Annotated in this window: 20 protein-coding genes; 8 read left to right on the forward strand and 12 right to left on the reverse strand. The window is 63.1% G+C overall.

What is annotated here, in order from left to right; translation table 11 throughout:
- Positions 1–30 precede the first annotated feature (30 nt).
- On the reverse strand, positions 31–459 hold the full coding sequence (locus tag IQ16_RS06315) for a CBS domain-containing protein (protein WP_018647761.1): 429 nt from the start codon (positions 457–459) through the stop codon (positions 31–33).
- Positions 460–637: 178 nt separating this feature from the next.
- Entirely contained in the window at positions 638–1,960 is a 1,323-nt protein-coding gene (oxlT, locus tag IQ16_RS06320) for an oxalate/formate MFS antiporter (RefSeq protein WP_018647760.1), read from the reverse strand.
- Here oxlT (IQ16_RS06320) and IQ16_RS45030 point away from each other — a divergent pair.
- Positions 1,947–2,105 carry a hypothetical protein gene (locus tag IQ16_RS45030; protein WP_158646913.1) on the forward strand — a complete coding sequence of 53 codons (159 nt, stop codon included), beginning with the start codon at positions 1,947–1,949 and terminating at the stop codon, positions 2,103–2,105. The genes oxlT (IQ16_RS06320) and IQ16_RS45030 overlap by 14 nt on opposite strands.
- A 116-nt stretch (positions 2,106–2,221) precedes the next feature.
- Here the strand turns inward: IQ16_RS45030 and oxlT (IQ16_RS06325) are convergent, their stop codons facing one another.
- The 5 genes from oxlT (IQ16_RS06325) to IQ16_RS45500 form a co-directional block, all read right to left on the reverse strand.
- A complete protein-coding gene (oxlT, locus tag IQ16_RS06325) occupies positions 2,222–3,508 on the reverse strand; it encodes an oxalate/formate MFS antiporter (protein WP_018647759.1) in 1,287 nt (428 codons plus the stop codon).
- Positions 3,509–3,903: 395 nt separating this feature from the next.
- A complete protein-coding gene (locus tag IQ16_RS06330) occupies positions 3,904–5,403 on the reverse strand; it encodes a tripartite tricarboxylate transporter permease (RefSeq protein ID WP_018647758.1) in 1,500 nt (499 codons plus the stop codon).
- Positions 5,404–5,445: 42 nt separating this feature from the next.
- On the reverse strand, positions 5,446–5,943 hold the full coding sequence (locus IQ16_RS06335; RefSeq protein WP_018647757.1) for a tripartite tricarboxylate transporter TctB family protein: 498 nt from the start codon (positions 5,941–5,943) through the stop codon (positions 5,446–5,448).
- Between the two features lie 79 nt (positions 5,944–6,022).
- Entirely contained in the window at positions 6,023–7,030 is a 1,008-nt protein-coding gene (locus tag IQ16_RS06340) for a Bug family tripartite tricarboxylate transporter substrate binding protein (protein WP_018647756.1), read from the reverse strand.
- A gap of 463 nt (positions 7,031–7,493) precedes the next feature.
- A complete protein-coding gene (locus tag IQ16_RS45500; RefSeq protein WP_018647755.1) occupies positions 7,494–7,631 on the reverse strand; it encodes a hypothetical protein in 138 nt (45 codons plus the stop codon).
- A gap of 348 nt (positions 7,632–7,979) precedes the next feature.
- On the opposite strand from IQ16_RS45500, the gene IQ16_RS06350 reads away from it, so the two are divergent.
- Positions 7,980–9,308, forward strand: coding sequence for an Hsp70 family protein (locus IQ16_RS06350; protein ID WP_018647754.1), 1,329 nt, complete (start codon positions 7,980–7,982; stop codon positions 9,306–9,308).
- Between the two features lie 235 nt (positions 9,309–9,543).
- Here the strand turns inward: IQ16_RS06350 and IQ16_RS06355 are convergent, their stop codons facing one another.
- The 3 genes from IQ16_RS06355 to IQ16_RS06365 all read right to left on the reverse strand — a co-directional run bounded on the left by IQ16_RS06355 (position 9,544) and on the right by IQ16_RS06365 (position 12,030).
- The gene (locus tag IQ16_RS06355; protein WP_018647753.1) at positions 9,544–9,987 is read right to left on the reverse strand and encodes an SRPBCC family protein; all 444 of its coding nucleotides are present in this window, start codon (positions 9,985–9,987) and stop codon (positions 9,544–9,546) included.
- Positions 9,988–10,109: 122 nt separating this feature from the next.
- A complete protein-coding gene (locus tag IQ16_RS06360) occupies positions 10,110–10,799 on the reverse strand; it encodes a hypothetical protein (protein WP_018647752.1) in 690 nt (229 codons plus the stop codon).
- A gap of 178 nt (positions 10,800–10,977) precedes the next feature.
- Positions 10,978–12,030: a SphA family protein gene (locus IQ16_RS06365; RefSeq protein ID WP_080648170.1), complete on the reverse strand. Its 1,053-nt coding sequence runs from the start codon at positions 12,028–12,030 to the stop codon at positions 10,978–10,980.
- Positions 12,031–12,350: 320 nt separating this feature from the next.
- On the opposite strand from IQ16_RS06365, the gene IQ16_RS06370 reads away from it, so the two are divergent.
- From IQ16_RS06370 to IQ16_RS06395, 6 genes are all read left to right on the forward strand, one after another.
- Positions 12,351–15,038, forward strand: coding sequence for an arylsulfatase (locus IQ16_RS06370; RefSeq protein WP_018647750.1), 2,688 nt, complete (start codon positions 12,351–12,353; stop codon positions 15,036–15,038).
- 73 nt (positions 15,039–15,111) lie between these two features.
- A complete protein-coding gene (locus IQ16_RS06375) occupies positions 15,112–15,390 on the forward strand; it encodes a hypothetical protein (RefSeq protein WP_018647749.1) in 279 nt (92 codons plus the stop codon).
- A gap of 79 nt (positions 15,391–15,469) precedes the next feature.
- Entirely contained in the window at positions 15,470–17,875 is a 2,406-nt protein-coding gene (locus IQ16_RS06380) for a multiheme c-type cytochrome (RefSeq protein ID WP_018647748.1), read from the forward strand.
- A 222-nt stretch (positions 17,876–18,097) separates the two neighbouring features.
- The gene (locus tag IQ16_RS06385) at positions 18,098–18,307 is read left to right on the forward strand and encodes a cold-shock protein (protein WP_018647747.1); all 210 of its coding nucleotides are present in this window, start codon (positions 18,098–18,100) and stop codon (positions 18,305–18,307) included.
- A gap of 113 nt (positions 18,308–18,420) precedes the next feature.
- A complete protein-coding gene (locus IQ16_RS06390) occupies positions 18,421–18,663 on the forward strand; it encodes a hypothetical protein (RefSeq protein ID WP_026312770.1) in 243 nt (80 codons plus the stop codon).
- Positions 18,664–18,726: 63 nt separating this feature from the next.
- Positions 18,727–18,942 (forward strand): hypothetical protein, encoded by a 216-nt coding sequence (locus IQ16_RS06395; RefSeq protein WP_018647745.1) that lies wholly within the window; start codon positions 18,727–18,729, stop codon positions 18,940–18,942.
- Between the two features lie 139 nt (positions 18,943–19,081).
- Here IQ16_RS06395 and IQ16_RS06400 read toward each other — a convergent pair whose 3' ends face one another.
- Both IQ16_RS06400 and IQ16_RS46455 read right to left on the reverse strand, forming a co-directional pair.
- Positions 19,082–19,324 (reverse strand): DUF6894 family protein, encoded by a 243-nt coding sequence (locus IQ16_RS06400; protein WP_018647744.1) that lies wholly within the window; start codon positions 19,322–19,324, stop codon positions 19,082–19,084.
- A gap of 25 nt (positions 19,325–19,349) precedes the next feature.
- Entirely contained in the window at positions 19,350–19,529 is a 180-nt protein-coding gene (locus IQ16_RS46455; RefSeq protein WP_018647743.1) for a hypothetical protein, read from the reverse strand.
- Positions 19,530–19,580: the final 51 nt, after the last annotated feature.

The following is a 19,580-nucleotide window of genomic DNA, read 5'->3' on the forward strand; positions in this document are numbered from 1 at the left end:
CGGTAGTCGCAGGGGAAGTTTTGCCGCTTGTTAGGCTGCCGCTTGCGGCGTGCCGTTGATCGCCTCGTCCATCGCAGCGGCGATGTCGCGCATGCTGATGACGGAGACGAGGCTGTAATCGTCGATGACCGGCAAGTGACGGATGTGATGACGGTTCATCAGGTGCCGCACGTGCTCGATCGTATCGGTGGAGGTGCAGGAGACGAGCTGCTGCACCGACACGAGCTGCGAGACCTTGACGTTGACGGCATTGGCGCCGTGCTCGGCGACGGCGCGCACCACGTCGCGCTCGGTGAACATGCCGACCGCGGTGTTGCCCTCGGAGCGGACCACGTCCTTGACCACCAGCGCGCTGATATTGTTGGCGCGCATCAGCTTGGCGGCGATACCCACCGTTTCGTTCATTCGCACCGTGACAACGCGCGGCGTCTTCTTGCGCAGAATGTCTCCGACCAGCATTGCGACCTCCCTGGGTGAATGACAGGAGGAAGTGTGGTATACATAATGCCAATCGTCAAGCGCTGGATTTGGCTGATCCGAAAAATCTTGCGGCAGCATTGCTGACGTTTGTCGGCAGGCTAAAAAGAAAAGGGGCGCATCACTGCGCCCCTTCTTGAAAGCTCTCGTGTGTGGTCGATTACGCCGTCTCGGTCTTGGCGCTGCCGGTCGCCGTGTCGGCGGTCTCGGCTTCCTTGCCGAGGATGAAGGAGCGGCGCAGTGGCTTGATCACGAACAGCGCCATCAGCGCCGCCGTTGCGTTCAGCGCCACCGCCACCACGAACACGGCCTTCCAGCCATAGGTTGCCGAGATCACGCTGGCGAGCGGAACGAGCAGGGAGGCGGTGCCCTTGGCGGTGTAGAGCATGCCGTTGTTGGTCGTTGCGAACTTGGAGCCGAAGGTGTCGCCGCAGGTCGCGGGGAACAGCGAGTAGATCTCGCCGAACACGCCGAAATACACCGCGGTCGCGAGCACGAAGACAACAGGATTCTGGCCATAGGCCGACAGCGTCAGAAGCATCACCGCGGCGGTGCCGAAGGCGATGAACATGGTGTGCTCGCGGCCGATGGTGTCGGAGACCCAGCCGAAGAAGGGGCGTCCGAAGCCGTCGAAGATGCGGTCGAGCGAGATCGCGAAGGTCAGCGCCGCCATCTGGAAGCCGGCGAGCGTCACCGGCGTGTCGGCGATCTTGTAGTCGTGCGCGATCGGGCCGATCTGCGCCGCGGTCATCAGGCCGCCGGAGGCGACCATGACGAAGACGAGGTACATCACCCAGAAAATAGGGCTGCGCAGCACCTGCGGCGGGGTGAAGTCGATCTTGGTCTGCGGCAAATTGAGCTGCTTCTTCCTCGGCGGGATCGAGATCCGCGGCGGCTGGATGAAGAAGGCGAGCACGAACACGATCAGACCCTGGCCGATGCCGAAGGTGAGGAACGCCTGCTGATAGCCGCTCGATGCGATCATGGTCGCGATCGGGACGATGGTGAGCGCGGCGCCCGCGCCGAAGCCCGCGGCGGTCGCGCCGGCGGCAAGGCCGCGGCGGTCGGGAAACCATTTCAGCGCGTTGCCGACGCAGGTGCCGTACACGGCGCCGGCGCCCATGCCACCGACAACCGCGGCCGCGTAGAGCAGAGTTAGCGAGTCGGCGTAGGAGTTGAGCACCCAGGACAGCGCGATCATCACGCCGCCGAACATGATGACGATGCGCGGGCCGTATTTGTCGACGAACCAGGCCTCGACCGGCACCAGCCAGGTCTCGGTGACGACGAAGATGGTGAAGGCGAGCTGGATCGCGGCGCGGCCCCAATGGTGCGCGGCATCGATCGGATCGACGAACAGCGTCCAGCCATATTGCAGGTTGGCGATCATCGCCATGCAGACGATGCCCATGCCGAGTTGGAGCCAACGGAAACCGGTGCGAAGAGGCGCGGCCGTGACGGCGCCGTCCGTGCTGGAAATCATCAAGAACCTCCCAACGCGCCTGATTGATTGCGACTTGGGATTGCAAGATGACCCGGTGTCGCAAATGTTGTGGCTTATCGTCGCAAGCGCGGCGGGGACATTGGTATACCATATTCCAGAACGCAAGCCCTATCTCACGCCGTGACGCAAGAAAATGCCCGGTTCCGTTCGGGTTATCGGAACCCAGGAAAGCTTCGGGCAAACGAAAACGCCCGGCCGCGAGGCCGGGCGTTGTTGCCTGGAGTTACTGTGTGAAGCGTGTCAGAGGGTCGATTTCGCGACCACGACCTTGCGCCAGGGTTTCAGCACCGCGATCGCCAGCAGCGAAGCCAGGATGTTGGCGCCGGCCGCGATGATGAACACGCTGTCCCAGGTGCCCGACGACTGCTGCATCAGGTTTGCGACCGGGACGAGCAGCGCGGCGGTGCCCTTGGCAGTGTAGAGCAGGCCGGCATTGGTGGTCGCGAACTTGGCGCCGAACGTGTCGGTGCAGGTCGAGGGGAACAGCGAGTAGATCTCACCCCAGGCGAAGAACACGAAGCCCGAGAGCAGCACGAACCAGACCGGATCATGGCCCCAGAGGTAGAGCATCCAGATGCCGAAGCCTTCCATGCCGAAGGCGATGAACATCGTGTTCTCGCGGCCGATATTGTCGGAGATCCAGCCGAAGAACGGGCGCGTCAGGCCGTTGAGCACGCGGTCGATGGTCGCTGCGAAGGTCACCGCGGTCATCGTCACTGCCATCAGCGTCACCGGCACGCTGTCGACCTTCCAGTCGACCGCGATCGGCTTCAGGTTCGCGGTGACCATCAGTCCACCCGCGCCGACGATCACGAACATGAAGTACATCAGCCAGAAGATCGGCTGGCGCAGCACTTCGGTCGGCTGATAGTTGCGCCGGGTCTGGATGATATTGGCATTCGCCACCACGCTCGGCACCTGGCCCGCTTTCGGTGCGAGCAGGAAGAAGGCGAGGATGCAGATGATGATGCCTTGTCCGAGGCCGAAATAGAGGAAGGTGGTCTGGAAGCCACTGTCCTTGATCATGGCCTGGATCGGCGCGACGGTGAGGGCGGAGCCTGCACCGAAGCCCGCCGCCGTGATGCCCGCGGCAAGACCGCGCTTGTCCGGAAACCACTTCAGCGCGTTGCCGACGCAGGTTCCGTACACGCCACCGGCGCCGATGCCCGCGATGATCATGCCGAGATAGTAGCCGTTGAGCGAGGTGGCCTGTGCGTTGATCGCCCAGCCGATGGCGCAGAGCACGCCGCCGACGAGAACCACGATGCGCGGGCCGTATTTGTCGACGAACCATCCTTCGACCGGCACGAGCCATGTCTCGAACAGCACGAACAGCGTGAAGGCCCACTGGATCGAAGCGCGATCCCAGCCGAACTTCTTCTGGATGTCGGGGACGAAGAACGTCCAGCCGTATTGGTAGTTGGCGATCATCACCATGGCCGCTACACCGATCGCCAATTGCGCCCAGCGATACGTGTCGCTAACGCGCGCGGCTGTAGGGGCCGTTGCCTGCACCATGTCCGTCATAAAATCCTCCCGAAGGCGCCGATCATTTTTATGCGCGCGCTGGCCCGCATCTTGGTATTCATTATGCCAAGATTCAACTGACGGACTGAGGGTGCGGCGAAATATCGCGGGATCGGTCACATGCGCTCTGGCCGCGGAATTGTAAAGCCCCAATCGCTGCGGCGGGACAGCGGCTGCAACGGTCCTATACGCGCAAGACTTTGAATTTGCGAGATATCTCTGCTGTCGCCGCGTGCCGCAAACCGGCTTTGGGAAGCTGATCTACACTCGTGCACACGTCGACGTGCGCAGTGCCGCCAGGATGGATGCGCGTCGTCAGAGGACCGCGCGATTCCTGGAATTCTTTATTCCAGAAGTCCGGGGTGCGGCGAATTTGACGCGGTCAGCGGCGCGCTTCACGCCATCGACATGCGCAGCCGGCTGTAGCCTTCCTGGATCGCGGACCAGAACAGGGCCACCAGGCCGAGCGCCATGATCGTGCTGACGAGGCCGTTGGAAAAGAACACGCCGAGCGACCCCTGCGATCCCAGCAGGGATTGTCGGAAAGCTTCCTCCGCCTTGTCGCCGAGCACGATGGCGAGCACAAGCGGCGCGAGCGGATAGTTGCACTTCTTCAGGAGATAGCCGAGCACGCCGAACACCAGCATCAGCATCACGTCGAAGGTGCTGTTGTGCACCGAGTAGGCGCCGATCGCGCAGAGCACCAGGATCAGCGGGGCGATGATGCCGAAGGGCACGCGCAGGATCGCGGCGAAGATCGGCACGCAGGTGAGCACGACGATGAGGCCGGCGAGATTGCCGAGATACATCGACGCGATCAGGCCCCAGACGAATTCCTTCTGTTCGACGAACAGCATCGGGCCGGGCTGCAGGCCCCAGATCAACAATCCGCCAAGCAGCACGGCAGCCGTCGGCGAGCCGGGCACGCCAAGCGACAGCATCGGCAGCAGCGCCGAGGTGCCTGCGGCGTGCGCGGCCGTCTCCGGCGCGATCACGCCTTCGATCTCACCCTTGCCGAAATTGTTGCCGCGCCGCGCCAGCCGCTTCGCTATGCCGTAGCTCATGAAGGACGCCGGCGTTGCGCCGGCGGGCGTGACGCCCATCCAGCAGCCGATCAGGCAGGAGCGCAGTGAGGTCATCCAGTAGGCGGGCAGCTCGCGCCAGGTCTGAAGCACGACGCGGAGGTTGATGCTCGCATTGCCGCCGCGGAACGCCAGCCCTTCCTCCATGGTCAGCAGGATCTCGCCGATTCCGAACAGGCCGATCACGGCGATCAGGAAGTCGAAGCCGTTGAGCAACTCGGTAACCCCGAAGGTCAGCCGCAACTGTCCCGTGATGGAATCCAGCCCGACCGCTGCAAGCGCAAAGCCCATCATCATGGCCGCGATGGTCTTGAACGGCGGCTCCTTGCTGAGGCCGACGAAGCTGCAGAAGGCGAGGAAGTAAACCGCGAACTTTTCCGCCGGGCCAAATCGCAACGCGAAGCCTGCGACCAGGGGCGCGACGAGCGTGATCATGATGACGGCAAACAACGCGCCCACGAAGGAGGAGGTGAAGGCCGCCGTCAGGGCTTCGCCGGGTCTGCCCTGTTGCGCCATGGGATAGCCGTCGAAGGTGGTCGCGACGGACCATGGCTCGCCGGGGATGTTGAACAGGATCGAGGTGATGGCGCCGCCGAACAACGCGCCCCAATAGATGCAGGACAGCATGATGATCGCCGATGTCGGCGGCATGCTGAAGGTGAGGGGCAGCAGGATCGCCACGCCATTGGCGCCGCCAAGCCCCGGCAGCACGCCGATGATGACCCCGAGCGTGATGCCGATGATCATCAGCATGATGTTGTAGGGCTGCAGGGCGACCGCGAAGCCGTGAAACAGATTGGCCAACTCTTCCATATCAATACGTCCTGCAGCAGCAATTGAATGAATGCGTAGCTCTTACAGACCTAGCCATTCCTCGAGCGGCCCCTTGGGAAGCGGGACCAGGAACCAGCGCTCGAAGACGAGATAGGTCACGACCGGCATGCCGACCGCCACCGCGGCGACCGTCAGCCAGCGATAGCCGCCGAGCCAGCGCATGAACCAGGCGATGAACACCATCGAGGAGACGTAGAGGCCGATGAACGGCATCGAGCCGACATAGATCGCGGTGGGCACGACGACGCTCATGACCTGGCGAAGCTGTCCCCATTCTGCGAACAGCCGGCCGTCGTCGTGGCGCCGCGCGCTCCAGAGGTTGATGGCGCTCGCGCCGACGATGGCGGCGCCGACATAGAAGGGGAAGAAGCCGGCCCGCGGGCCCTCCGCGCCCCAGTTGATGCCGGCTTTCAGGCTGCCGAAGATCACGACCAGCCCGAAGACGCCGATCAACAGCGCCATGCCGATTTCCAGCGTCTTGTGTGCCGGGCCAGATTCGGATCCGGATTGTTCAGTCATGGGACCTCCAGGCGAAACGCGGTCTTTCGCGGCAGGCGTGAGGACGACCAGCGTCCTCAGCCGTCATCGACGTCGTGCGTCAATTCCCCGATGCGAGGAATCCGGCTTCCTTCATCAGGCCTTCGTGGCGCTTCTCCTCCGCCTCGATCCACTTGGCGTAGTCGGCTCCCGCCAGGAAGGTCGTGTTGAAGGCGCCGTTCTTCATGAATTCCTGCCACTCCGGCGTGGCGCGGACCTTCTTGAACAGCTCGACGTAGTATTCGATCTGGTCCTTCGTGGCCTTGGGCGACATGAAGATCCCGCGCAGCATGAGATATTCCATCGCGAGGCCCTGCGACTTGCAGGTCGGAATATCCTTCCAGGCCTTGCCGTCGGCGATCGGCTCGTCATAGGCCATTGGCTGGGCGTCGAAGACGCAGAGCGGACGAAGCTTGCCGCCGCGCCATTGCGCGACCGCCTCGATCGGATTGTTGACGGTGGAATCGACGTGATTTCCGACGAGTTGAACCGCGACTTCGCCGCCGCCCTTGTAGGGGATGTAGGTGAATTTCGCGTCGATCACCTTCTCGATGCCGACCGTGATGATCTGGTCTTCCTGCTTCGAGCCGGTGCCGCCCATCTTGAACGAGCCGCTCGGAGCCTTCTTTGCAGCGTCGACGTAATCCTTGACGCTGTTGTACGGCTTCTCGGCGTTGACCCAGAGCACGAATTCGTCGAGCGCCAGCATCGCGACCGGGGTGAGATCTTTCCAGTTGAACGGAATACCCGTCGCCAGCGGCGTCGTGAACAGGTTCGACAGCGTGATGATGATCTTGTGCGGATTGCCCGACGACGTCTTCACGTCGAGGAAGCCTTCGCCGCCTGCGCCGCCGGCCTTGTTGATGACGACCAGCGGCTGCTTCATGAGATTGTGCTTGGTGACGATGCCCTGGATGGTGCGTGCCATCTGGTCGGCGCCGCCGCCGGTGCCCGCGGGCACGATGAACTCGACCGGACGGACCGGTTCCCAGGCAGCACGGCTTGCGGTGCTATTGGCGCACGACATCGCGATTGCCGCCAAAGCGACATTCAGAACGAATGGCTTCATCTTGTTTCTCTCCCTGTCGAACCTCGAACGCAGCCACTCTCTGGCGGCTTGCGTCAGCCCATCTCGATTCAGATGCTTGGGGTCACCTTGTTGGTCGATCTCCCATTGCAGTCCCAGCCAGCACTTTATGAGCAGGGGACAGGGCCCGGCATCCGCTCCTTTCGGCTAAGGCTCTGCCGAGGATCACGGCAAGTGCGCTTCGCCCTCGGTCCTTCCTGTTCCCGTCCCGCACCTTCAATTTGTGCAATTGTTCTTGGTTCCCGAATGGTATGCGAGATGCCAGCAGACAAACAATTAGATCAAAGGGTCATGTCGGCGGACCAATCGTCGCAGTTGTGTTCGCGGGCGAGGTGGGTGCTCAAAAAAAGAAAATGGCCCCGTCATGCGGGGCCATTTGATCGGACGTACGGTCCTTGAAACGTGTCTACCAGCGCGCCGTTGCGGCTGCGCGTGGAAAGCCTTCTCAGAGGCCGAAACGGGGCAGGTCGCCGTTGTGATTCGAGATCTCGGCGCTCGCCATCAGGAAGCGGTCGACCGCGGCCAGGAAGCGGGCGAACAGCGTGGAGGAGGGGGCGAGAGCGACGGTAGCGGTCTTGGACATCGGAATTCCCTTTCTTGAGACGGTCAGTGATGCTGTCTCATTTCGAAGGGCAATCTACGTATACCAGATGCCAGTGTCCATGCATGCCATTGCATGGCAGCATGTGCTCTGCCGCATTGCAGCATAATATCCCGTTAAAGCGGCCGTTCCGGACTTAAAATTGCCGGTGTGGATATAAAAAACAGGGATTTCGACCTCCAGCGAGCGGAATAGCCCTGTTCACGCGACACGGCACGGCGCCCGGCGGACTGCGAATTCCGACCGCGCTGCAGCAAACCGGCTCTTGGCAGGGCGGGCCAAAGCCGTTAGTGCTCTGCCCCCTTTTCCAATCAACTGTCAGAGTGGTTCATGTCGAGCGCCTCGCCCGCCGTCTCGATCGGCATCGATTTTGGGACCAGCAATACGGTCGTCGCCCTTGCGGCGGACGACCGCCGGGTCGAGGCCATCCGCTTCGATCACGGCGGACAGCGCCACAGCACCTATGTGTCGGCGCTGTGCTTCTGGGAGGACCGGCCCGGCGCCGGCGCCCAGGCCGAAGGCGGGCCGTGGGCGATCGAGACGTTCCTCGAGGGGCGCCACGTCTACCGCTTCCTGCAGTCGTTCAAGACTTTTGCGGCCAGCAGCAGCTTCAACACCACGCAGGTCTTTCGCCAGCGCTTCAAGTTCGAGGACATCCTGGCGGCGTTCCTGCGCACGCTGGCGCGCCATGGCGGCGAGAAGTTCGGCTTCGAGACGTCCAACATCACGGTCGGCCGCCCGGTGCGCTTCGCCGGCGGCAATCCCGACGAGGCGCTGGCGATGCAGCGTTACCGGGCCGCGTTCGAGCGCTTGGGTGCCGGCCACGCGCGTTATGTCTACGAGCCCGTGGGGGCGGCGTTCTCCTTCGCCCGAAGGCTCGAGCGCGATGCCACCGTGCTGGTCGCGGATTTCGGCGGCGGCACCAGCGACTTCTCGGTGATGCGCTTTTCGCGCGCGGGCGGCACGCTGCGCGCCGAGCCGCTGGGACACGCCGGCATCGGCATTGCCGGCGACACGTTCGACTATCGCATCGTCGACCACGTCGTCTCGCCGCGGCTCGGCAAGGGCTCGAGCTTCCGCTCGTTCGACAAGGTGCTGCCGGTCCCGAGCGGCCACTACACCAATCTGGCACGCTGGCATCAGCTCGCGATGATGAAGAGCAACGGCGACCTGCGCGAGCTTCGCGAGCTGGCGCGCACCGCGCTGAAGCCGGAGCTGCTCGAGGATTTCATCACCATCGTCGACTTCGATCTCGGCTTCTCGCTGTACCGCGCCGTGTCCGACGCCAAGGTCGCGCTGTCGGGGCAGGACCAGACCGACTTCCGTTTCAAGGGCGGCGGCGTCGACATCGGCGCGACCATCACCCGCAAGAATTTTGAATCCTGGATCGCCGACGATATCGCCCGTCTGGGTGCGACCGTCGACAAGGTGCTGAACGAAGCCGGCATCACCGCGCGCGAGGTGGAGAAGGTGTTTCTGACCGGCGGCACGTCCTTCGTGCCCGCGGTCCGAAAGCTGTTCGCCGACCGCTTCGGCAACGAGCGGCTGATGTCGGGCGACCAGTTCGAGTCGATCGCCTACGGTCTCGCCTTGATCGGGCACAGTCCGGAGCCGGACCGCTGGACCGCGGATGGCGGGCTCAAGCCGAAGGGCGCGTAGCGATCGTTCGCAATCGGTGCATTGCTGGCATTGGCAGTTCACAGGGCTCTGCAGCACCTGCCGACTCGATGTGAGTAGTTCTCTCGGAGAGTTCCTCATTCTCCGTCTTTGCGAGCGCAGCGAAGCAATCCAGAATCGTTCTGCGGAGGGACTCTGGATTGCTTCGCTGCGCTCGCAATGACGACGTAGGTGGGCACGCTGCGCTTTGCCCACCCTACGAATACTGATGCTACCGCTACTGGTTGATCTCGGGCTCGACGAGTTTCGCCAGATTCCGCAGCGACTCCTGCCAGCCGAGGTAACAGGCCTCCGGCGGGATGACGTCGGGGATGCCGGCCTGCGTGATGTCCACCTCGGTGCCGACCGAGACCTTCTTCAGGATCACGGTGACCTGGATTTCGCCCGGCAGATTGGGATCGTCGAACCTGTCGGTGTAGCGCAGGCGCTCGCCGGGGACGAGCTCGAGATATTCGCCGCCGAAGGCGTGGCTGTTCCCCGTCGTGAAGTTCCGGAACGACATCTTGAACGTGCCGCCGACCTTGGGCTCGAAATGATGCACGGTGCAGGTGAAGCCGTTCGGCGGCAGCCATTTTGCCAACGCATCCGCCTCCAGGAAGGCGCGATAAACCTTTTCCGGGCTCGTCGTCAGAACGCGATGGAGACGTACGGTGCTGGGCATGTTCTTTCATCCTCTTGCATCGATGGGCGTACATTGGCGTCTACAGCCCATTCATGTCTCAAGGACGACCGTGATGCCGCCGATCCGACACGACGGCTCGGATTTTCTTGCTGCCGTGCCGGCTAGTTCGCTGCGACATCCTGCGGTGTCATCGTGAAGGCCAGCCGGTAGTGGCCGATGACCGGATTGTCGCAGGCGCCGTGAGGCTGAAGCGCTGGTGGCGACAACCGGTCGGCAACCGCGCGCGCGACTGCGTCGTCATCGTAGCCGGACAGCAGCACGATCCAGTCGGCGGCGCCGTCCTTGCCGCGGATCTGCTGCTCGGTCGTGGGCGCGCTCGCCCTCGGTGTGTCGGTCAGAAGCAGGTGGGCGCCCGTCAGTCCCGGCTTCTGCGCCAACGCACCGAGCCTCTCTGAGAGGTGCGCCTGCAACGCCGTTTCACGTCCGGCCTGCGGCGAAAGCCGGATGGTCGCGATCGAGGCCGCGATCCCGCCGCCAAAGCTTGCGACGATGCGGCACTGGCTGCGCACCATGCCCAGATGATGCGGCATCATCCTGGTCGACCACGGCGTCGGCGCATTGAGGCGGTCGAGATATCCCTTCGACGTCAGCACGTCGTACTGCTCGAGCTCATAGAGCACGAAGAAGCCTTCGGCATCCGTCGTGCTGCTCCAGCGCGATCCGCGCCGGAAGCCGGGAATGCTCATCCGCTCCGGGAAATGTTCGTGGGAATGCCAGTCGCCGAACTCGGCGCGCTGTTCGGGGCGGACGCTCCACCACATCGCAACGGCGGCCTTGCCGAGCAGTGACATGCTGACCTCCAGTTTCGTGGCAGCTGCGGGCCGGCGCCTTCACCGGCGCCGATGACGGCGACGCTGAATGAGGGCTTGGTCGGGCCCACGAGGAAAGCCCGAACTATAGTCTGACGGCTGAAGGACGAGCAACGTCACTTGCCAAGCGACAGCCCTGCGCTCCAGACACCAACGCCCGTCACTTCGTGATGACGTGCTTCGTCGGCGTCACTGCGGGCGGCGGCGCCGCCGGCGAAATCACGAACGTGACCCACGCATTCCAGCCCTCGGGCCGGTTCTCCGCGGCGAATTCCTTGTAGCCCTTGAAGTTGAGGTAGCCCTGTTTGTCGCCGAGTGGGAAGATGAATCCGATCTGCGGGCCGATCCCGGCCACCCGCGAGCGGAAGCAGCCGACGCGATCGCCGGATCCGCTGTCGCAGCCGAGTTGCTGGTAGACATAGCCGACGAGCCCCACCTGCACCTGCTTGCTCAGGAACTGGGACGCGCCCCAGTCGAAGTGCATGTCCACGCCACTCTGATACTGTGTATCGGTGTTCTTGAAATTGTAGGTGAAGCCGAGCACGCCGGACAGCTCATGTCCGGTCTGCGGATTGAAATAAGTATAGCCGCCGCCCGCGTCGATCGCGCCATGTCCAAGCCCGATATTGGCGAGCCGGGTCGACTGGTAAGCCCCGACCGGAATATCGCCGGTGATGTATGTCATGTAGTTGTTGACACCGGCATTCCAGCGCAGCGAGAATTGCGGGATCACATCGCCAAAGGCGGTCACGGAATCGCTGATCGAATCGAAGCGCGAGAACGGAATCGAGCCGAGCGGCGTCGCAAGCGTTCCCGTCACCAATCCGTTCAGCGAAGTTGTGTTTGCACCGTAGACTCCCATCAGGGTGGCCGAGGCCTGACCGCCCAGCACCGGCGTTGCGAAGACGTAGGTTGCGTTCAAGAGGCCGAGATCCACGCTCGCATTGACATTCGCGTTCAACGTGGCCGTCAGGTTCGCAGGGATACGTCCGATCTGAATTTCGCGCGCCCGCGCCACGTCACCGCCGGCGGACACCGAGGTGTGATAGTAGATCGCAGCGGCCGTCCAGCCCGGTTGCTGAGGTGTGGCAGCAAGGCTGCCGAATAGGCCCGGAATCCAGAAGCTGATGCCGCTCTCGTCGGCCAAGGTCTTGGTCGGTATTGATGCCACGGCCGCAAATGCAAGAGCGGCAAACGCTTTCGTCAATCGCATGGTGACTCCTCCCGAACCACGAGCTTCGCCCAGTGGGAGCGCCTGATATGGTGCGGATCATATGACCCAGCCGGCCGTGCTTGCCATAGTTGTCGATGTGCCGGGAATATTTTGCAATCAGGTGTAGCAAGAGAACAACAATGCCGCGCCATCATACCGGCGCGATGGAGATGAGTTCCCCGGGAATTTACGGAAAAACGCCGCTCCCCTGTCTGCAACTTCTCCGCGTCTGATCCGCCATCTTGATCTCTTGATCCATATCAAGCCCTTTTTCTGGTCGCCGGAAAATGATGGTGCCTCATTTGAAGGGAGTGATTGCCATGAGCACTGCGCGACCCTTTCATCTTGTCGCATTTTCACTGACCCTTGCGCTTTCTTCGCCAGCATTCGCACAGCAAGCCCAACAAGCCGCACCGCCTCCGGGCTCGCCCGCCGCGACCATCACCATTCCCGGCAATCAGCTGCCACCGCCGCCGCAGCAGTTCGGCGGCAAGATCGAGCGCGATGCGCGCAATTCGACACCTTTCTGGCCCTCGCGCGTGGTGCCGCCCAAGGGCGCACCGAACGTGCTGCTCATCATCACCGATGATGCCGGCTACGGTGTGCCAAGCACGTTCGGAGGCGTCATCCCGACGCCGGCGCTCGACCGCATCGCGCAGAACGGATTGCGCTACACGAATTTCCACTCGACCGCATTGTGCTCGCCGACGCGCGCAGCACTCATCACCGGGCGTAACCATCACTCGGTGGGCTACGGCGTGATCGCCGAACAGGCCACCGGCTTCCCCGGCTACGACAGCATCATCACCAAGGACAAGGCGACCATCGGCCGGATCCTGTCCGATAACGGCTATCACACCGCGTGGTTCGGCAAGAACCACAATACGCCGGAATACCAGGCGAGCCAGGCAGGTCCGTTTGACCAGTGGCCGACCGGCATGGGCTTTGAATATTTCTACGGCTTCATGGGCGGCGACACCAACCAGTGGGAGCCCGGCAATCTCGTCCGCAATACCACGCCGATCTATCCCTATGAAGGAAAGCCCGGCTGGAATCTGGTGACGGCCATGGCTGACGAGGCCATCGACTATGTCAATCGCATGAACGCGCTATCGCCGGATACGCCGTTCTTCGTGAAATTCGCGCCCGGCGCAACCCATGCCCCGCATCACCCGACGCCGGAGTGGGTCAAGAAGATCGGCGACATGCACCTGTTCGACCAGGGCTGGAACAAGCTGCGCGAGACCATCTTCGAGAACCAGAAGAAGCTCGGTGTCATTCCGCAGAATGCCAAGCTGACGCCGTGGCCAAAGGACCTGATCAAGGAATGGGATCAGCTTTCGGCCGACGAGAAGAAGCTGTTCATCCGCCAGGCTGAGGTGTTCGCGGCCTACGCCGCCTATGCCGACAACGAAATCGGCCGGGTGATCCAGTCGATCCAGGATATGGGCAAGCTCGACAACACGCTCATCATCTATATCGAGGGCGACAACGGGACGAGCGCCGAGGGGCAACCCAACGGCACGCCGAACGAGGTGGCGATGTTCAACCAGATCACCCCGTCGGTCGAGGACCAGCTCAAATATTTCTACGACGTCTGGGGCACCGACCGCACCTACAATCACATGTCGATCGGCTGGGCCTGGGCGTTCGACACGCCATTCTCCTGGACCAAGCAGATCGTCTCCCACTTCGGCGGGACACGCCAGGGCATGGCGATCTCCTGGCCGGAAGTGATCAAGGACAAGGGTGGCATCCGCCATCAGTTCCACCACGTCATCGACGTCGTGCCGACCATTCTCGAGGCCGCGCGGATCAAGCAGCCGGACATCGTTGACGGCATCAAGCAAAGCCCGATCGAGGGCGTCAGCATGACGTACACGTTCGATGCCAAGAACGCGAATGCGCCTTCGACGCACACGACGCAGTATTTCGAGATGTTTGCCGATCGCGCCATCTATAACGACGGCTGGATCGCCTCGACCAAGGTCTTGCGTCCGCCGTGGGTGACGATCGCGAAACTCCCGAGCCCGGGCGACTACCCCTGGGAGCTCTATGACCTGCGCAACGACTGGACGCAGGCCGAGGACGTCGCCGCCAAGAATCCGGACAAGCTGAAAGAGCTGCAGGCGCTGTTCTGGAAGGAGGCGGAAAAGTATCAGGTGCTGCCACTCGACTCGACGGTGGCCTCACGCATGATCACTCCCCGTCCGAGTCTCAGCGCGGGACGCACAAGCTTTGCCTGGACGCGACCGATGACCGGCACGCCGAATGGTGACGCGCCGAGCTTGCTCAACTCCTCCTACAACTTCAACGTCGACGTCGACATTCCCGATGGCGGCGCCGAAGGTGTGCTGGTGACGCAAGGCGGCCGGTTTGGCGGCTATGGCCTCTATGTCCTGAAGAGCAAGCCCGTGTTCACCTGGAACCTCGTCGACCTCAAGCGCGTGCGTTGGGAGGGACCGGAGCTCACGCCGGGCAAGCATCTCATCGAGTTTGACTTCAAGTACGATGGCCTTGGAGCGGGCACCATGGTGTTCGGCAACTACACCGGCATCGGACAAGGCGGCACCGGGACGCTCAAGGTCGACGGCAAGGCGGTAGCCACCGAGAAGATGGAGCACACGCTGCCGTTCATCCTGCAATGGGACGAGGCGTTCGACATCGGGTCCGACACCGGCACGCCCGTGGACGACAACGACTATCAGCCCCCGTTCGCCTTCACCGGAAAGATCAACAGGCTTGCGCTGGACATCGACCGACCCAAGCTGAGCCCGGACGACGTCAAGCGGCTGCAGGAGGCCGCCCGCGCCGCCGGTGATGGGCCATCCGCCGACGACGGACAGACTGCTTCGTCCGGGGCACAAGTGGGCACCGTTGGCCTGAGCCTTGTCGAGAAGATCCAGGTCCGAATGGACAAGCGAGAAGGCTGTCGCAAGCAGGCCGAGGCGAAGGGCCTTGGTATGGTGGACCGCGTCAAGTTCGTTCAGGAGTGTGCCCGCCAATAGCTGGCGCGAGACCGCCGGGAAGCCAATCGGCTCCCGGCGGTCAAAGGCACGCGATGCGAGATCGGAGAGGCTCATGAAGAACGGTCGTTGGATCTTCATTGCAACGCTTGCGCTGATCGACGTCTTGTCCGTCGGCCGCGCTGCGGCGCAGGGCGCGGCGGAGACGCTTCAGGGCTTGCTTGCCGCACAAATCCGCTCGCAGGGGTTTACTTGCGACAAGCCGCTGGGCGCAACCAAGGATGCCGCGCGCTCGAGGGCCGATTATGGGGTCTGGGTGCTCAGATGCAGCAATGCGAGCTATCGGGTGAGCCGCGCGCCAGACATGGCCGCCAAGGTCGAACCGCTGCGGTGACGAAGTGCGCGGCGGTTCATGGCAGCGATCTTCACGTGTGAGCCAAACGGCGGTTGAACGGCTGGAGCGGTAAGCAGACGTGGCACGAGGCTCGCGAAAGAACCGCAAGCGCGACAAGGTCCGCACGGCGCGAGCGCCTGAACCAGATCGTTCCTCACCGCAGTCACGGCCTGCCTCCGCGGGCACCACGAAGCGGTGGATCGCCGTCGCGGGCATATTTGCCGCCGCGATCGCCGTCGGCCTGCTCTGGTTCGCGACGTCAAAGGCCCCGATCCAGCTTCCCGCAGTGGTCGAATTGGCCTTCGTCGGGAGCGAGTCCTGTGCCGGCTGTCACCAGGCCGAGGCGAAACTCTGGCAGATGTCGCAACACCGCCACGCCATGGATCATGCGACCGCGCAATCCGTGCGCGGCGATTTCAGCGACGTCACCTTCGACTATGCCGGTACACGTTCGCGCTTCTTCCGGAAGAACGACAAGTTCATGGTCGAGACCGACGGTGCCGATGGCAAGCTCGCCGTCTTCGAGGTGAAATACACCTTCGGCATCGACCCGCTGCAGCAATATCTGATCGAATTCCCGGACGGCCGCGTCCAGGCCTTGTCCATCGCCTGGGACACGCGGCCGAAAGAGCAGGGCGGTCAGCGCTGGTTACATCTTTATCCGGACAGCGCCATCACCAGCAGCGATCCCCTGCACTGGACGAAGCTGAGCCAGAACTGGAATTTCATGTGTGCGGAATGCCATTCGACTGATGTGCACAAGGGCTACAATGCCGACCGGGACAGGTTCGCGACTACTTTTTCCGAGGTCAGTGTTGGCTGTGAGGCGTGCCACGGTGCAGGCTCGCGCCACGTCACCTGGGCGCGCGGCAAGCCGGCGGCGCGCACCGCCGATAACGGCCTGCTGGTCCGCTTCGACGAGCGCACCGGCATCACCTGGTCCGCCTCCGCCGGCACATTGATGCCGGCACGCAGCGCGCCGGCGCCGGCCCTGCGCAAGGAGGTCGAGACCTGCGGGCGCTGCCATGCGCGCCGCGGGCAGCTTTCGGAAGACTGGATACCGGGCCGATCGCTCTCCGACACACACCGCGTATCGCTGCTCGACCGCCAGCGCTTTCATGCCGACGGCCAGATGCGCGACGACGAGGAGACCTACAATTACGCGCCGTTCAAGCAGAGCAGGATGTTCGCCAAGGGCGTCACCTGCAGCGACTGCCACGACCCGCACAGTGCAGCGTTGAGGGCGCCCGGAGACGGTGCTTGTTCGCAGTGCCATGCGCCCGCCAAATATGAGTCCGTGGCGCACCGGCGCCACGCCGATGTCTCGCCGCCGTTGGGCTGTCCGGCCTGCCACATGCCGGAACGCCGCTACATGGTCGTCGACCGTCGCCACGACCACGGCTTCCGCGTTCCGCGCCCCGATCTCTCGGTGCAGACGGGCGCACCGAATGCGTGCAACGACTGCCATCGCGACAAGCCGGCGGCCTGGGCAGCGCATCAGATCGAGGGCTGGTTCGGGCCGGAGCGACGCGGCCATCAGACCTGGGCGCGGGCATTTCATGCTGCCTGGAGCGAAGCTGCCGACGCGCAAGCGCAGCTCGCCGCAATCGCTGAATCGGCTGACGTTCCCGGTCTCGTCCGCGCCAGCGCGCTGGCGGAGCTTCCGGCGCCGGTTCTCGATCTGATCCGGCAGGGGCTTTCCGATTCCGATCCGCTCGTGAGGCTCGGCGCGCTCGATCGGCTCGAAGGAGTGCCGGCCGATCAGCTCTGGCCGCTCGCTTCGGCGCAGCTGAGCGATCCCGTGCGTGGTGTCCGCATTCGCGCCGCCGAAGTTTTGGCCGCCATGCCTCCAGCGCGCCAGCCACCGGCCGATCGCGACAAGTTCATGCGGGCGGCTGCCGAATTCATTGTTGCGCAGAAGCTGAATGCTGATCGGCCGGATTCGCGAACGGCGCTCGGCGACTTCTTCCGGCGCCAGGCCAATCCCGGCGCGGCGGAGGCCGAATACCGCGCCGCCCTCAGGCTCGATCCCTCGTTTGCGGCGGCCGCCGTCAACCTGTCCGACCTGTACCGGCAGCTCGGACGCGACAGTGACGGGGAGAAAATCCTGCGTGAGGCACTCTCCACGTCGGCGCAGGCCGCATCACTCCACTACGCGCTTGGTCTGACACTCGTGCGCCAGAAGCGCAGCGAGGAGGCCCTCGACGAGCTGCGTCGGGCGACCTCTCTCGACCCTGGCCAAATGCGGTACGCCTACGTCTATGCCATAGGACTGAACGGGGTGGGCCGGCGCGACGATGCACTTTCCGTGCTGAATCAGAGCCTGCGCGCTCATCCGAACAATCTGGAGCTGCTTTCAGCCGCTTTGAGCTTCAGCAGGGAGAAGGGAGACATCGCTGCGGCGCTTGGTTACGCCGAGCGACTGGCGCTTCTCCGGCCTGACGATCCACGGTTGGCGAACCTCATCAGAGAGCTCAGGCGATAGCTGAGGTTGGAACCGAGGTCGGGCCGCCGCCGGCTGCGGGCGCGATTAAATCTGCCCGAAGCCTTGCTAATGTCGATGGCGAGGTATAGCGTCACTTCATTCGTTCAGCCGCTGTGCCTTGTTGAATGCGCCCGCGGGCTCCTTTTCCAGAGACATCGACGAATTGAAATGATCTGCGTGAGCGTCACGCGGACTACGCGCTCGCGCGCTTTGGAGAAGAGAATGGCGACAGGTACAGTGAAGTGGTTCAACGGCCAGAAGGGTTTTGGATTCATTCAACCCGACGACGGCGGCAATGACGTGTTCGTTCACGTCAGCGCGGTCGAGCGGGCAGGCCTTGCGGGTCTCGCCGAGGGCCAGAAGGTCAGCTTCGAGGTCAAGACCGACAAGATGCGGGGCAAGGTCAGCGCGGAGAATCTCTCGCTGGCTTGAATTCTGTAGCGCCGTTTCACGGATGTACTGAAACGGCCATGCGACCCGCTCGATCCCTGGGATTGAGCGGGTTTTCTCCGTTGCCGGGCAGGGTGAAAGATGAGCGCCAAAAGATGAGCGCGAAGAAAACGGCCGAGCCGTCACCCGAATCCGTCGCGCGGGCCGAGCGTCAACGCCTGGCCGCCGAAGAGGGCGCGCGGGCGGTCGCGGATGTCGAAAGGCGCGCTGTCGATATCCGCAAGAACATGGCGCGGCTTCGCGAGCTGCGTGAGGCCAAGGAAGCTGCCGACGCCAGTCTTAGTGCATCGTTGCCGGCGCCTGTACCGAAGAAGCGCGCGAGGAAATTGCCGCGATAGCCGGATTCAACAGCGTCGCCGAGAACCTGAAAAGGGCCGTTCACATGCCAGAGAGCGCGGGCCGTGCCTAGGATCAAGCCGGATGACGGCGGCACCATCACCTTCTTTCTCGCGCTTGGCGCAGGCCGACAGCTATGCCGTCTTGCCACGACCTTCCGGACGCAGAGGCAGGCCTTCAGCTATCTTCAGAAATACCGGACGGAGTTCGAGCGTATCGCACGGGCGCGCCTCGCGTCAGGTGAGCTCGAGGACGGCGTCGTCGTCCTCTCGATGCTCTGAAGCATGATCCCGACCCGAGGGCCGCGTTAGCGCAAAGTGCGAAGCGGTTTTCCGAAAGATCATGCCTAGGCAACAACCTGAAGCGCGGTGGCGATTCATCTATTCTCACCGCGCTTCAGGCCGAACTCCTGGGGCGATCTCAATCGTTCGACCGGGCGGTCCCGAAGAGAAATGCCGCCCGAAAGATCGGGCCATTGGCATCGCGCACCTCGATCGCCAGGCCGCGGCCGCTCGCGGACGGCGCAAGGTCCTTGGCGCTATCGGCAAGAGACAGCGCAGCTTCGATCTCGGCAGCTCTCTGGTTCGTCAGATTCAGTCCCTCTTCGTCCACAGCGAGTGCTTTGCCGTCCCTGATGTCGAAGTAATAATGCGGCACCGGCACTGCCTTATCTGGGACGATATCCCTGTTATCTGGGGTGCTTTCCCTGCTTGGCCTCTCGCGCCAGTCGTTCCGCCTTCAGGCGCTCGCGATTCTCATGAAGAGACTGTTGCGCCTTCGCATAGTCGCTCATCGGCTTCTTCGTTTCGACCGGCTTGAACGCTCTGTTGGCCTCCCGCAGAGCCCGGGACGCGGGATGATCTCTCATCGTCTTGACCTCGATTTGGGTGGACAGGCGCGATCTCGAAATGCGCCGGAC

Source organism: Bradyrhizobium huanghuaihaiense, assembly GCF_007830635.1.
Lineage (GTDB): Bacteria > Pseudomonadota > Alphaproteobacteria > Rhizobiales > Xanthobacteraceae > Bradyrhizobium > Bradyrhizobium huanghuaihaiense.

What these genes read in the sequence shown, in the direction of transcription:
- IQ16_RS06315 (WP_018647761.1), bottom strand. Translation starts at nt 459, where the DNA reads ATGCTGGTCGGAGACATTCTGCGCAAGAAGACGCCGCGCGTTGTCACG.
- oxlT (WP_018647760.1), bottom strand. Translation starts at nt 1,960, where the DNA reads ATGATTTCCAGCACGGACGGCGCCGTCACGGCCGCGCCTCTTCGCACC.
- oxlT (WP_018647759.1), bottom strand. Translation starts at nt 3,508, where the DNA reads ATGACGGACATGGTGCAGGCAACGGCCCCTACAGCCGCGCGCGTTAGC.
- IQ16_RS06330 (WP_018647758.1), bottom strand. Translation starts at nt 5,403, where the DNA reads ATGGAAGAGTTGGCCAATCTGTTTCACGGCTTCGCGGTCGCCCTGCAG.
- IQ16_RS06335 (WP_018647757.1), bottom strand. Translation starts at nt 5,943, where the DNA reads ATGACTGAACAATCCGGATCCGAATCTGGCCCGGCACACAAGACGCTG.
- IQ16_RS06340 (WP_018647756.1), bottom strand. Translation starts at nt 7,030, where the DNA reads ATGAAGCCATTCGTTCTGAATGTCGCTTTGGCGGCAATCGCGATGTCG.
- IQ16_RS45500 (WP_018647755.1), bottom strand. Translation starts at nt 7,631, where the DNA reads ATGTCCAAGACCGCTACCGTCGCTCTCGCCCCCTCCTCCACGCTGTTC.
- IQ16_RS06350 (WP_018647754.1), top strand. Translation starts at nt 7,980, where the DNA reads ATGTCGAGCGCCTCGCCCGCCGTCTCGATCGGCATCGATTTTGGGACC.
- IQ16_RS06355 (WP_018647753.1), bottom strand. Translation starts at nt 9,987, where the DNA reads ATGCCCAGCACCGTACGTCTCCATCGCGTTCTGACGACGAGCCCGGAA.
- IQ16_RS06360 (WP_018647752.1), bottom strand. Translation starts at nt 10,799, where the DNA reads ATGTCACTGCTCGGCAAGGCCGCCGTTGCGATGTGGTGGAGCGTCCGC.
- IQ16_RS06365 (WP_080648170.1), bottom strand. Translation starts at nt 12,030, where the DNA reads ATGCGATTGACGAAAGCGTTTGCCGCTCTTGCATTTGCGGCCGTGGCA.
- IQ16_RS06370 (WP_018647750.1), top strand. Translation starts at nt 12,351, where the DNA reads ATGAGCACTGCGCGACCCTTTCATCTTGTCGCATTTTCACTGACCCTT.
- IQ16_RS06375 (WP_018647749.1), top strand. Translation starts at nt 15,112, where the DNA reads ATGAAGAACGGTCGTTGGATCTTCATTGCAACGCTTGCGCTGATCGAC.
- IQ16_RS06385 (WP_018647747.1), top strand. Translation starts at nt 18,098, where the DNA reads ATGGCGACAGGTACAGTGAAGTGGTTCAACGGCCAGAAGGGTTTTGGA.
- IQ16_RS06390 (WP_026312770.1), top strand. Translation starts at nt 18,421, where the DNA reads ATGAGCGCGAAGAAAACGGCCGAGCCGTCACCCGAATCCGTCGCGCGG.
- IQ16_RS46455 (WP_018647743.1), bottom strand. Translation starts at nt 19,529, where the DNA reads ATGAGAGATCATCCCGCGTCCCGGGCTCTGCGGGAGGCCAACAGAGCG.